Below are 12,853 nucleotides of genomic sequence, written 5' to 3' on the forward strand. Positions count from 1 at the left end.
GCCGGTCCGGAATCCACTGAGCGCCCAGCACGGCCTTTCCCGCCGTCCACGGTGGCCCTCGGATTCGCGCACCTCGACGGGTGGGGATTGCCTGCGGCAACCCGCCGGAAGCCGACGACCAGGCATCCCACCCGTCTCGGCATCACACCAAGGTCCAGAACCGGGAGGACGTATCCCATCGGCGGTCAGTGGCTCGGCCATGCCTCCGCCCTCCGGCGTGAGCCGCCTTCTCGGGCGGTGCCAGGAGACACCACGAACACCACCGACGGATACCGCTCCGGCGTCCGGTGGCAGTTCGTCCGCTGTCCCTGCCACCGCCCGAGGAGAGATTCGTGTCTGCCCTGCTCACCCTGCACCGTCCCGGCCTCGCCGATGGCCGTGACGCTCAAGCCCTGCACCGTGCCGCCGCGCCGGACTTCTTGGGCTGGCTGGAGCACACCCGCGCCGCCGCCGGTTGTGCCCGTCCGATCCGCCTGACCGGTACCCTCACCGCCGTCGAGAACGGCACCGGCCGCGTGGTTGGGGAGCGGCACACCGACGAGTTGCCCGACCGGACGCTGTACAAGGCGTGCGGCAACCGGCGTGCCGCCCAGTGCCCCGACTGTGCCTGGGTCTACGCGGGCGACGCCTTCCAGGTGGTCCGCTGTGGCCTGACCGGCGGCAAAGCGGTCCCGGCCAGCGTCGCCCAGCATCCGGTCGTCTTCGCTACCTTCACTGCGCCATCGTTCGGGGCGGTGCACCACCGGGACATCCCTCGACACACCTGCGGCGACCGGCGGCGCTGCGACTGCCGGCCGGCACCCTGCCGCGCCCGGGGCACCGGCGGCACCTGCCCGCACGGGCAGCCCGCGGCCTGCTTCGCCCGCCACGACAGCGACGATCCGCAGCTCGGTCAGCCGCTGTGCCTGGACTGCTACGACCACGATCACCAGGTCGTCTGGAACGCCTTCTCCGGCGAGCTGTGGCGGCGGACCAAGCAGGCCATCGAACGCCACCTCACCGCGCTGTGCCGCCAGCGCGGCATCGCCCACGTCCAGGTCGTCACCGACTCCGGCAAGGTGCGTCGGGTGCCGCCGGTGCGGGTGTCGCACGGCAAGGTCGCCGAGATGCAGCGCCGGGGCGCGGTGCACTTCCATGTCCTGCTGCGCCTCGACGGCGTCGACCCCGACGACCGGCACGCTTTGGTGCCGCCGCCGGCCGGCATCACCGCCGACGACCTCGACACCGCCGTCCACGCTGCCGCCCGGCAGATCACCGTCACCACCCCCGCGCATTCTGACCGGCCGCACGGCTGGCGGATCGCCTGGGGTACTCAGGTCGACGTTCGTCGCGTTGGCACCAGCGATGGGGACGTGACCGACGCCAAGGTGGCCGCCTACCTGGCCAAGTACGCCACCAAGTCCACCGAGGTCACCGGCCACTGCTCCACCCGACTCACCCCCGACACCATCGACGCCTACGCCGACCCGGAAGGCAACCACCTCGCCCGCCTCATCGACGCCTGCTGGCGACTCGGCCGCCCCACCCACACCCCAACCAGCAACTCCGCCGCCGCGACGGGCCAGCGTCAAGGCCGCCTTGACAGCAGACCGAACCCCTACGTCGGGCTGCGCCGCTGGGCGCACATGCTCGGCTACGGCGGCCACTTCCTCACCAAGGCCCGCCGCTACTCGATCACCTTCGGCCAGCTCCGCGACATCCGCGCCACCTACCGCCGCACCGAAGACGACGACACCACCGACACCATCACCATCGGCACCCTGGCCTTCGTCGGCTCCGGCTGGCTGACCAACGGTGACGCCCTGCTCGCCAACACCGCCGCCGCCCAACACCGGGAACGCCGACGCGTCGGCCGGGAAGAACTCACCCACGAGGCGTGGTCGGGGGTGGCGGCATGACCAGGAACCTCACCCCGCGCTGGTACTCCCGCCGAGGTCGCCGTCCTGCTCGGCTTCGGCCTGCCCAAGGTCAAGATGAAGATCGCCACCGGCGAACTGCGCTCCATCAAGGACGGCAAGTACCGCCGCATCCTCCCCGAATGGGTCGACGAGTACATCCGTGAGCAGGTCGAACGGCAGGAGGCCGCCTGATGCCCGGACGCACCCGCGCCAACGGCGAAGGCTCCATCTTCCCCTACCGCAACGGCTACGCCGCGTACGTCTGGGTCACCAAGCCCGACGGCAAACGCACCCGCAAGTACGTCTACGGCCCCACCCGCGAAGCCGTCCACGACAAGTGGATCAAGCTGCACCAGCAGGCCAAGGCCGGGCCGGTGGTCACCCGGGTCCCCACCCTCGGCGGCTACCTCGAATCGTGGCTCCGCGACGTCGTCGAACCGAACCTTGCTCCCGCCACCGCAACCAACTACGACATGTTCGTCCGGCTCTACATCGCCCCGGAGCTGGGCTCCCGCCGCCTTGACAAGCTCACCGTGCGCGAGGTGCAGACCTGGCTGAACAAGCTCCGGGCCGCCTGCCAGTGCTGCCTACAGGGCAAGGACGCCGCCCGGCCGGAGGGCAAGCGGAAGTGCTGCGCCGTCGGCCGCTGCTGCCAACGGACTGTCTCCGAACGCACCGCCCGCGACGCCTGGACGACGCTGCGGGCCGCGCTCAACAACGCCGTCCGCGAGGAGCTGCTGGCCCGTAATCCGGCCGCCCTGCTCAGGGTCGCCAAGCCGCGCCCGCGCAAGACCCGACCCTGGTCCGTCGACGAGGTACGCCAGTTCCTGGAGTCGGCCCGCGCCGAGGGTGACCCGCTCTACGCCGCGTACGTGCTGATCCTGGTCCTCGGGCTCCGCCGGGGTGAGGTGCTGGGCCTACGCTGGGAGGACGTCGACCTGGCCGCCGGAGAACTGGCGGTTGCCTACCAGCTCCAGCGGATCCGCCGGCAGCTCCTGCACCGGGAGACCAAGACCGAGTCGTCGGAGGCGACGCTGCCCCTACCGGCCATCTGCGCGACCGCCCTCCGCTCCCGCCGCGAAGATCAGCAGCGGCACCGCGACCATGCCGGGCGGGCCTGGCAGCACACCGGCCTGGTCTTCACCACCCGCCTCGGCACCCCGGTCGAGCCGAGGAACTTCCACCGGGAGTTCAAGACCCGCTGCCGCAAGGCCGGCGTCCGCGAGATCTCCGTGCACACCACCCGACGCACCTGCGCGTCCCTGTTGGTGGCCCTCGACGTCCATCCCCGGGTGACCATGCAGATCCTCCGGCACAGCCAGATCGCCGTGACCATGAACATCTACAGCGAGGCCACCTCGGCGGCCACCCAATCCGCCCTCAAGCGCCTCGGCGAGCAGTTCGACACCGCTGCTGTACTCCACTGCTGTACAAGATCGAAAAAGGCCGTTTCCGAGTCACGGAAACGGCCTTTGAATTGGGTGGAGCTGAGGGGATTTGAACCCCTGACCCCCTCGATGCGAACGAGGTGCGCTACCGGTCTGCGCCACAGCCCCTCCGCCGGCGGACCGGCGTCGGTCCCACCCGGCTTTCACCGGGCGGGCCGGCGACAAGGCTAACAGACCGGCCACCCCGGGAGCGAATCACCCCTCGGCGCGGCATGATCTTGGCACCACACGCCCCTGCGGCCGACGGCCACCAAGATCGGCTTCCGTTCACCACCCGACGACTCACGAATCGCCGCAGGTTGCGATATCAGAGGGGTTGGATTGCCGCAACATGCCGCGAAGCGAGTCAATCAACCTAATGCGGAGCGTGCCGACCCGAGATGAGTCGATCAACTGGAAGCGCGGAGGGCAGGCCGGTCAACGCCGGTCGCGCGTAAACCGCCGGGTCGCGCGTAAGTGACCAGCACCCAGTACGTCAGGCGGAGTGGGAGCCGCGGCCGGAGGAGTAGGGGCGACCGCGTAGGCCACCGGCGCGGCGGTACATCACCGAGCCGCCGCCGCTGGCCGCCGCCGGTAGGTCGCCGTCGCGGCCGAGGCCCATGGCGGTACGGCGTACCGCCTCGCGCTGGGCCGCCAGGCGGCGCTGCGCCTCGCGGCGGGCCGCCGCCCGACGAGCCTGCTCGCGCCGCACCTCGGCCTGCCGCGCGGCCAGCCAGGCCGCCTCGCGAGCCTTGAGGCGTCGCCGCCGCCGATCCGCCACCGCCCGCGCGCGCAGGTGCGCGACGTACGCCAGGAGCAGCGTGAAGGTGACCGAGAAGCTGATCCAGAAGCCGGGCCCGACCACCACGACGCCGACCAGTTCGACGGCGTTGAGCAGCAGCAGGGCGGCGAGCACCCGGCGACGGCGGTAGACGGCGGGAGTGTGGTGCCGGCGCACTGGTGGCCGACGTCGGACGCGCCGAGGCGGGGGTGGTACGGCCCGCAGTCGGCCGGAGCGGCGCACGGGGGCGGGGGCGGCCAGCTTGCCGGTAGCCGAATCCTCGCTGAGGGTGACCACCAGTGCGCGGGAGAGGTTGACCGGCCGTCGGCCGGGCACAGTACGCCGCCGTCGGCGGCGCTGGAGCACCCGCGCCGTCGACTGCGCCCGCTCCGCCACCAACCGCTCGGTGGCGTCGTACCGGCGGACGAGTGCCGGCGCGAGGGCGAGCAGGCCGGCGGCGGCGAGGACGGCGAGGAGCACCGAGGTCGGCACCCTCACCCCTCCCGTCACCGAATTCGGGGCAACCGCCGGACCACCGCAGGATCTTCCTTGGACGGTCGTCCGGGTCGCAGATCGTACGGGCTGGCAGCGCTTGCCGCAGCTTGCAGTTACCTGAGGTTACGGGCTGTCGAATGTGATGCCGGCACGCCGCGCCGATCCCGTGCGTGGGACGGCTCACCCACCGGCGGTCCGGATCCGGTGCCAGCGTGCCAGCAGGCCACCCTCGGCGGCCACCTCCTCGCCGGTCATCGCGTATCCGATGTGGTCCCGCCACGCGCCGTCGATGTGCATGTACCGGATGTGGTACGCCTCCTCGCGGAAGCCGAGCTTCTCCACCACCCGCCGGGACGGCTTGTTCTCCGGACGAATGTTGATCTCGACCCGGTGCAGTCCACCCGGGCCGAAGGCGTGGTCCACGGCGAGCGCCAGCGCGGTGGGGATGATCCCGCGACCGGCCACGCGGGAGTCCACCCAGTACCCGACGTACCCGGAACAGAACGCCCGCCGGACGATGTTGCCGACGTTGAGGTGCCCGACCAGCCGTTCCCGGCCGTCCTCGCGCAGGCAGACCGCGAAGGGCAGCCCCTCACCGGAGCGCGCGGAGCGGCGCTGGTCGGCGTGGACGTAGCGGAACGCGGCCGGCGAGTTGCTCTCCTCCCAGGTGCCCGGCAGGTGCGATTCCCAGGGGGACAGCCACGCCTCGTTGGCGCGGCGCACCTCCGACCAGGCGCTCGCGTCCGAGCGCCGGTACGGTCGCAGCACCACCGGCCCGTCCACCAGCACCGCGGGCCAGCCGGGTGCCTCCGAGAACCAGCTCACCGGGTCAGCCTCCCACTCCCCCACGGTTGAGCGACAGCCGGCCGATCACCGGCGCCGGTCCAACAGCAGCACGTCCACGGTGGAGCCGGCCGCCGCGGTGGTGACCCGTTCACCGAGGACCATCAGCCCGTTCGCCTCGGCCAGTCCGGAGAGGGTGAACGGTCCGCCCGGCAACGGTTGGACGGTGTAGCCGCCGCCGCGTCGCTCGGCGACGTGCGCGGGACGGAACTCCCGCAGCCCGCCGGGGGACGTGATGGTCTCCAGCAGGTGCGCCCGGACGCTGGGTCGGAACACCGGCTCGGCCCCGGCCAGCAGGTTGATGGCGGGCCGGGCCAGCACCTCGAAGCCGATCAGCGCCGACCCGGGCTCGCCCGGAAGACACACCACCGGCACCTCCTCGGCACCGACCGTACCGAACCCGAGCGCGGTGCCGGGATAGAGCGCCACGTCGGTGAAGGTGACCGGGCCGGCGCGGCCACCTTCCCGGCGGGACAGGATCCGGCGGACCATGTCCCCCGGACCGGTGCCGGTGCCCCCGGTGGTGATGATCAGGTCGGCGCGCAGGGTCTGGTCCTCCAGCAGACCGCGCAGCCCTTCCGGGTCGTCGTCGCAGATGCCCACCCGGTACGCCAGCGCGCCCGCCTCGGCCGCGGCGGCGGTCAAGGCGTGCGAGTTGGCGTCCACCACCTGGCCGGGCTGGCTGCCCCGGCCCACGTCGACCAGTTCGTCGCCGGTGGCCACGATGACCACCCGCGGACTCGGGCGGACCACCACGTGCCCGATCCCGGTGGCGGCCAGCACCGCGACCAGCGCCGGCGAGACGTACGTGCCGGCGCGGGCCAGCAGGGTGCCGGCGGGTAGCTCCTCACCGGCGCGGCGGACGCCGTACCCCCGCTTGGGGGTGCGGAAGATCTCCACAGCGGCCATGCCCTGGTCGGTCCACTCCACCGGGACCACCACGTCCGCGGCGATGGGCAGCGGCGCCCCGGCGGCCACCGAGAAACACGAGCCGGGGGTGAGCCGCACCGGCCGCCAGCTGGCCGCGCCCAGGTCGCCGACCACGTTCAACCGCACGGTACGGCCGCCCGACCCCCCGGAGGGGGCCGGGCCGTAACCGACGAGGTCCTCCCAGCGCGCGGCGTACCCGTCCACCGCCGCCTGGTCGAAGGCGGGGAACGAGTGCGGGGCGACGACGTCCTCGGCGAGGACGTTGCCGTAAGCCTGGGTGAGGTCGAGGTCGAGCGGAGGCAGCGCGCGTAACCTGCGCAGCACGCTGCCCAGGTAGTCGGCGAGCGGCGTCAACTCGTTCGCGGCCGCCTCGGCGTCGGCCGTCGCGGTCATGTACTAGGACCGCCCGACGCGTCGGAGTTGACGAACTCGACCAGCCACTTGCGGAACTCCGTGCCGAGATCCTCGCGTTCGGCGGCAATCTGCACCACTGTCTGCAGGTAGCCCAGCGGCATTCCTGTGTCGTAGCGGGTGCCCCGGTAGACGATCGCGTGCACCGGCACCCCCTCGGCGCGCAGCAGCTCCATCGCGTCGGTCAGTTGGATCTCGCCGCCGCTGCCGGGCTCGGTGCGCCGGATCGCGTCGAAGATCCGCCCCGGCAGCACGTACCGGCCGAGGACGGCCAGGTTGCTCGGCGCCTCCTCCGGCTTCGGCTTCTCCACCATGCCGGTGACCCGGACGACCTCGCCGACGTCGGCCAGCTCCGCCTCGGCCGGCTCGACCGAGGCGATCCCGTACCGGCTGGTCTCGGCCGGGTCGACCTCGAAGAAAGCCAGCACCACACCGCCGGTGCGGGCCTGAAGCTCCAACATGGCCGGCAGCAGCGGCTCGGACGGCTTGACGAACTCGTCGCCGAGCAGCACCGCGAAGGGCTGGTCGCCGACGTGCGGCTCGGCGTACCCGACGGCGTGACCGAGGCCGAGCTGCTCCGGCTGCCGGCGGGTGTGGACGTCGGCCAGTTCCTCGGTGCGCTTGACGGCGGCCAGCAGCTCGGGTTTCTTCGCCAGCCGTTCCTCCAGGTCGGGCCGGCGGTCGAAGTGGTCCACCATGGCCGTCTTGCCGCGACCGGTGATCAGCAGCACGTCGGTGATGCCGGCCTGGACGGCCTCCTCGACGATGTACTGCAGCACCGGCCGGTCGACGACCGGCAGCAGCTCCTTGGGGACCGCCTTGGTGGCCGGCAGAAACCGGGTGGCCAGGCCCGCGGCCGGGATGACGGCCTTGGCCGCCCGGGGACGGCCGGTCGCGGCGGACGGTGAGAGGTTCGCTGAGTGCTCCGACATGTCGCGAGACTATCGGCCATGGCTCTGCCGCGACGGGTGAGGACCGGAAGACGCGCCGCCTGTGGCCGGCCGTGGCACGCCGGAAGCGGGCCGGGACGCCCCGGCGACGTGCCGGCCGGTGCCCTCCGCCGTCGACCGGATCCCGGGACCGGCCCTGGGCAGCCCGTCCTCCGGGCTCGCCGGACCGGCCGGCACCGGAATCTCCTCGGTCGGCGCGGACACCCGTGGCCCGGCGACCCGGTACCCGTCGCGCCCGGCGGCCTTCGCCGCGTAGAGTGCCTCGTCCGCGGCGTCCAGCACCTGCTGGCCGGTGCCGGCGTGGTCCGGGTAGACGGCGATGCCGATGGAGACGGTCACCGGGATGGCAAGCTCGTCGGCGACGGCGATCGGGGCGTCCCGCAGCGCCGCGCCGAGCCGCTCCGCGACGATCACCGCGCCCCGGGCGTCGGTTTCCGGCAGCAGCAGCACGAACTCCTCGCCGCCCTGCCGGAACGCCAGGTCGACCTCGCGGATCTCGCCGCGCAGCCGCCGGGCGAACTCGGCCAGCACGGCGTCCCCCGCGGCGTGGCCGTACGAGTCGTTGACCCGCTTGAACCGGTCGAGGTCGAGCACGAGGATGCTCAACATCCGTCCGAACCGGTTGGCCCGTTCCACCTCACGGCGCAGCGACTCGCGCAGGTAGCGGTAGTTCCACAGCCCGGTCAGCGGGTCGGTCAACGAGAGCCGTTGCGCCTCCTCGTGGACCCGCACGTTCTCCACCGCCACCGCCGCGTGCCCGGCGAAGGTGCGCAGGGTGGCCAGGTCGTCGTCGTCGAACTCGGCGCCGCCCAGCCGGTCGTACAGGATCAGCACCCCCACCGCCGGGTCGGCGGCGGGCGCGGCGAACGGCACCGCCACGTACGTCTCGCAGCACGGCTCCCCCGCCGGGATGCTCGCCGGATCGAGCCGACCCCGGCGTGCCTGCCCGGTGGCCGCCACCAGGCCGATCAGCCCGGTACCGACCGGCACCCGCAGCGGCTCGTCCACCGGTAGTCCTTCGACGCACCGCCCCACCAGCACGTCGCCGCTGTCGGGCAGCAGCACCGCCCCGGCCCGGGCCCCGGTGGCCGCGATCGCGCTGTGCAGGATCACCCGCAGGATGCGTTGCCGGTCGTGGGTGCTGGCCAGGGTGTCGCCGAGCACCGCGAGGTGCCCGCGTAGCTGGTCCCGGCTGCTGGTCAGCGCCGCCACGTAGCTGGCGGTCTCCCGGGTCATCCGGTTGAAGGCCGCGGCCAGCCGGCCGATCTCGTCCCGGCTGCGCACCGGCACCCGGGCGGTCAGATCGCCGCGGGCGAACCGGTCCGCCGCGGCGGCCAACTCGACCAGCGGCCGGGTGGTCACCCGGCCCAGCCGCCAGGCGGCCAGCACCGCCAGCACGACGGCGAGCAGCACCGCGCCGAGCGGCCCCACGGGAAGCCCGGCCGACCGCTCGCCGGGCACGGAGATGACCAGCGGCAGGGGCTGCCCCGGCGAGGGGTCGAGGCGGCGCGCGTACCGGCCGCCGGGGGTCGCGGTGACCTGCTCGCCGGTGGCGGCCAGCACCGTCTCCCGTACGCCCTCGACCTGGGTGGTGAAGGCGACCCGGTCCGCGTCGCCGTCGAGCAGGGTGACCGCGACGCCGGTGGCGGCGGCCAGCCGGCCCAGGAACGCCGCGTCGACCACCTGGGCGGTGGCCACCGAGCCGAGCGCCGCGCCGGCCGGGTCACGCAGGTCGACCCGGGCGCTGAGGGCCCGCACCGGCCCGGACGTGGGGCCGCCGGCGCAGTCGTGCCAGGGGGTCGGCGGTGCGCCCGGGGTGACGTAGGTGGGGTTGCCGGCGGCGTCGGCGACCAGGACCGCGACCGCGAGCCCCCGGCCGACCACCTGCCCGGCCGCGCTGGCCCGGGCGGCGGGGTCGGCACGCAACGCCACCGCGTCGGCGGCGGCCCGCAACCGCTGGCAGAGCGCGTCGACGGAGGTGCGGACGGTCGACGCGGCGAGCCCGAGGCGTTCGGCGGAGCGGGTGCGCTCGACAGCGCTCAGGGTGGCCCCGACGAAGACCGCGCCGAGCAGCACCGGCCCGAGCACCACCACGAGGAAGGCCGCCGTCAACCGCCCGCGTAGCGTCAACGCTTCCCCCCGGAAGTCCCGGCCCGTCCTGTGATGCTGACACAGAGCGACCGATATGCCCACGCTGCGTCAGGAGTGTTGCGTGCCGGATTTTTCTGATGAGCTGACGGCCAAGCGCGAGGCCCGGGTGACACTGCTGACCGCCCGCCGGGCGCTGACCGCCACCCAGCGGGTCGACGCCGCCGCGTCCGTCGTGGCCGAGCTGGTCACTCTGGTACGCCGGCTCCGCCCGCGCCGGATGACCGGGTACGTGCCGGTCGGTGCCGAACCGGGCGGGCCGGACCTGCCCGAGGCGCTACGCGCCGCGCTGCCCGACGACGCCGAACTACTGCTGCCGGTGCTCCGCGACGACCTGGACCTGGACTGGGCGGCGTACACCGGAGCGGGTGCGCTGGTGGCGGCCGGGCGGGGGATGCGCGAGCCGGCCGGGCCACGACGGGGGGAATCCGCGGTCGCCGGGGCCGAGCTGGTGGTCGTGCCGGCGTTGGCGGTGGACCGGCGGGGCCTGCGGCTGGGCCGCGGCGGCGGCTCGTACGACCGGGCGCTGGCCCGGGTTCCCCGGGCCACGCTGACCGTGGCGCTGCTGCACGACGGCGAGCTGGTCGAGGCGCTGCCCGCCCAGCCGCACGACCGTCCGGTACGCGCCGTGATCACCCCGTCGGGCGGCCTGCGTACGCTGGGCGACGCACCGGGTGTCGATCCTCCCACGTCCGCTGGACGAACCTGGGTGCCATGACGCACCATTGGCACTCGAAGACGTCGAGTGCCAACCGGCCGTGCCAGATCCGGAGGAGAACGTGCCCACGTACCAGTACGCCTGCACCGCGTGCGGCCACCAGCTCGAGGCGGTGCAGTCCTTCTCTGACGAGCCGCTGACCGAGTGCCCCACGTGCGAGGGGCGGCTGCGCAAGCTGTTCAACTCGGTCGGCATCGTGTTCAAGGGCTCCGGCTTCTACCGTACCGACTCCCGTTCCTCCGGCTCGGAGAGCAACAGCGGCGGCACCGCGGCCAAGCCGGCCAAGACCGAGGGCGGGGCTGCGTCGGACTCTTCGGCGTCGTCCTCGGCCAGCTCGTCGAGCGCCGGCGCCTCCGGCTCGGGCAACGGCTCCAGCTCGGCGGGCAAGGCTGCGGCCGCCAGCACCGCCAGCTCTTCCTGACTGGCCCGGACACGCCCCGCCGCCTCCTGACCGACGCGCCACACGCCCCGCCGGCCCTGGTCGGCGCGCCACGCGCCGCCGCCTGGTCGGCGGGGCTCCGGTCACCGGGTCACCCGGCACGACCATCGGACCACCCGGCCTGCCGCAAGCGGAGTCGATCAAGCCGGCCGAGCGACCGGCTCCGCTGACCAGCGTCCCACCGCACCCGGCCGCCTCATGACCAAGGTCGACCGCCTGTCGGTGTGGCGCCCGGACGGGGCCCATCCGCCCGGCACCCTGCCCTGAACCCGGCCCTCGACTTCAGCTGCGCCATACCGCGCTGTCCACTCCATTCGGACAGCCCAACCCGCGGCAAGCGGAGTGGATCATTTGGGTCGGCGGCCGAGATCGGCAGTGCCGGGGGCAGGCCCCGCCTCGGCTCGACCGAGCATCGGCATTTAGCAGATCCAGTCCGCCGATGGGCGTTATCCACAGGTCCCTTGGTTGTCCACAGGCCGTCGCCGCAGGGGCGCAACGAGCCCGGCGACGGCCTACGGTACGAACCGGACAACGGGCAGCGGCAGGCTTGGCGAAGCAACTGCGGGACGTGAGCGATCGCGGGACATCGTGAGTGGTGGTGAATGATCGCGGATGGGCCGCCGCGCCGTGACGGGGTGAGGGTCGGAGGTGGTGTCGTGGCGTTCCAGACGGGGGCAGACTCGCTGCGCCCGGTGCGTTGGCCCCGCCTGCCGACCAACGGGGCGCTGCTGCGGACGGGAATGGTCGCCGTGCTGCTCGGGCTCGCCGCACTCGTGCTGGACGGTGCCGACAGCTGCTCCGCGCCCGAGCCCGGTCCGTCGGCGGCTGCCGTTCCACCGTCCGGCCAGCCAATCGACGGCGCGTCGGACGCGCGACACAGCGGCGGCGTCATCTCGTCGCAGGCCGGGTCGGCTAGCTCGGCAACCGCGTCGGGAGGCCGGTCGGTCCGTTCGGCAACCGCGCCGCAAGCCCGGTCGGCCGGGTCGACAGCGGGACCCGGGGCCGGGGCGGCAGGCAGCTCGGCGGGTGACGGCGGGGCCGGCCGGCTGCCGCTGCCGCCCGGGGCGGTGGGCGTTCCGGTCCGGCTCGCCGAACCGGCCGCGCTCTCCGTTCTCCGGCCCGGTGCCCGCGTCGACCTGCTGGTCGTACCGGCCGGGCGGGGGGTGGTCGAGGCGGTGCTGTTGGCACCCGAGGCGCTGGTGCTCGACGTGGTGGGTGCCGATGTCGGGGACGGCGGTTCGGCGCTCTACCTGGCCCTCCGGCCCGAGCAGGCGCGGCGTACGGTGAGCCAGCCGGAGGGGAGCCGCTTCACGGTAGTCGTCCGGGGCTGAGCGGCACCGAGGGCCAAAATCAGTCCCAGTGCGGCGGACGCTCGGCGAGCAGCCAGGTATCGTTGCCGGGGCCGTGCTCGCCCCAGCCGTGGTCGGTGTCGTCGACCGTCTGCTCGGGCAGCACCACGAAATCCTCGGTCAGATCGACAGGACGGTCGTCGTCACGTACGCCTGGGTCCAGGGTGCTCACGATCGGCAAGACTAGCCCAGGTTTCGATCGAAAGCGCGCCGACCGGCGACAAGACGCGGTACGGCCCACCCCGGCGGAACGGGCCCGTCGAACGGCCCTCCGCGCTGTGCGTTGGTAGCGTCGGACGGCGTGACGACGCCCAGCGGTGCCAGCCCCGAGGACGACTACTGGCGACGGCCGCCGGAGGAATCCGGCCCGGCGTCGCCCACCTCCGACAGAGCTCTTCCGCCACCGCCCCCGCCCCCGCAACGCGACGCCGGGGTCGGGGTCGGCACACCCGACAACCACGGGC

At 73.3% G+C, this 12,853-nt stretch carries 10 protein-coding genes, 1 tRNA gene and 2 pseudogenes; 6 read left to right on the top strand and 7 right to left on the bottom strand.

The window, feature by feature from the left end; genetic code table 11:
- Positions 1 to 332 precede the first annotated feature (332 nt).
- The 3 genes and pseudogenes from E1182_RS11160 to E1182_RS11170 all read left to right on the top strand — a co-directional run.
- The gene (locus tag E1182_RS11160) at positions 333 to 1,898 is read left to right on the top strand and encodes a replication initiator (RefSeq protein ID WP_132263777.1); all 1,566 of its coding nucleotides are present in this window, start codon (positions 333 to 335) and stop codon (positions 1,896 to 1,898) included.
- A pseudogene (locus E1182_RS32980) lies at positions 1,895 to 2,090 on the top strand (excisionase family DNA-binding protein). Before E1182_RS11160 ends, E1182_RS32980 begins: the two are co-directional and overlap by 4 nt.
- A pseudogene (locus E1182_RS11170) lies at positions 2,090 to 3,295 on the top strand (tyrosine-type recombinase/integrase); the annotation flags it as partial. The pseudogenes E1182_RS32980 and E1182_RS11170, both read left to right, overlap by 1 nt.
- Before the next feature lie 85 nt (positions 3,296 to 3,380).
- On the opposite strand, the gene E1182_RS11175 reads toward E1182_RS11170, so the two are convergent.
- The 6 genes from E1182_RS11175 to E1182_RS11200 form a co-directional block, all read right to left on the bottom strand.
- A tRNA-Ala gene (locus E1182_RS11175) sits at positions 3,381 to 3,454 on the bottom strand.
- A 367-nt stretch (positions 3,455 to 3,821) separates the two neighbouring features.
- Positions 3,822 to 4,604 carry a hypothetical protein gene (locus tag E1182_RS11180; protein ID WP_207921355.1) on the bottom strand — a complete coding sequence of 261 codons (783 nt, stop codon included), beginning with the start codon at positions 4,602 to 4,604 and terminating at the stop codon, positions 3,822 to 3,824.
- A 177-nt stretch (positions 4,605 to 4,781) separates the two neighbouring features.
- Positions 4,782 to 5,390, bottom strand: a complete 609-nt coding sequence (locus E1182_RS11185) for a GNAT family N-acetyltransferase (RefSeq protein WP_132263795.1) — start codon at positions 5,388 to 5,390, stop codon at positions 4,782 to 4,784.
- Positions 5,391 to 5,471: 81 nt separating this feature from the next.
- A complete protein-coding gene (gene glp / locus E1182_RS11190; RefSeq protein ID WP_132263784.1) occupies positions 5,472 to 6,767 on the bottom strand; it encodes a gephyrin-like molybdotransferase Glp in 1,296 nt (431 codons plus the stop codon).
- A complete protein-coding gene (locus tag E1182_RS11195) occupies positions 6,764 to 7,717 on the bottom strand; it encodes a UTP--glucose-1-phosphate uridylyltransferase (protein WP_132263786.1) in 954 nt (317 codons plus the stop codon). Before E1182_RS11195 ends, glp begins: the two co-directional genes overlap by 4 nt.
- Before the next feature lie 9 nt (positions 7,718 to 7,726).
- Positions 7,727 to 9,865: a diguanylate cyclase gene (locus E1182_RS11200; RefSeq protein WP_207921356.1), complete on the bottom strand. Its 2,139-nt coding sequence runs from the start codon at positions 9,863 to 9,865 to the stop codon at positions 7,727 to 7,729.
- Positions 9,866 to 9,947: 82 nt separating this feature from the next.
- On the opposite strand from E1182_RS11200, the gene E1182_RS11205 reads away from it, so the two are divergent.
- From E1182_RS11205 to E1182_RS32160, 3 genes are all read left to right on the top strand, one after another.
- Positions 9,948 to 10,601, top strand: a complete 654-nt coding sequence (locus E1182_RS11205; RefSeq protein WP_243706164.1) for a 5-formyltetrahydrofolate cyclo-ligase — start codon at positions 9,948 to 9,950, stop codon at positions 10,599 to 10,601.
- Positions 10,602 to 10,662: 61 nt separating this feature from the next.
- Complete coding sequence (locus E1182_RS11210) at positions 10,663 to 11,022, top strand: FmdB family zinc ribbon protein (RefSeq protein WP_132263800.1); 360 nt, start codon at positions 10,663 to 10,665, stop codon at positions 11,020 to 11,022.
- A gap of 674 nt (positions 11,023 to 11,696) precedes the next feature.
- The gene (locus E1182_RS32160; RefSeq protein WP_243706166.1) at positions 11,697 to 12,371 is read left to right on the top strand and encodes a flagellar biosynthesis protein FlgA; all 675 of its coding nucleotides are present in this window, start codon (positions 11,697 to 11,699) and stop codon (positions 12,369 to 12,371) included.
- A 19-nt stretch (positions 12,372 to 12,390) separates the two neighbouring features.
- On the opposite strand, the gene E1182_RS31055 is transcribed toward E1182_RS32160, so the two are convergent.
- Entirely contained in the window at positions 12,391 to 12,561 is a 171-nt protein-coding gene (locus E1182_RS31055; protein ID WP_165942581.1) for a hypothetical protein, read from the bottom strand.
- Positions 12,562 to 12,853 lie beyond the last annotated feature (292 nt).

Origin of the sequence: Micromonospora sp. KC721, assembly GCF_004348355.1 — a bacterium.
Taxonomy (GTDB): Bacteria; Actinomycetota; Actinomycetes; order Mycobacteriales; family Micromonosporaceae; genus Micromonospora.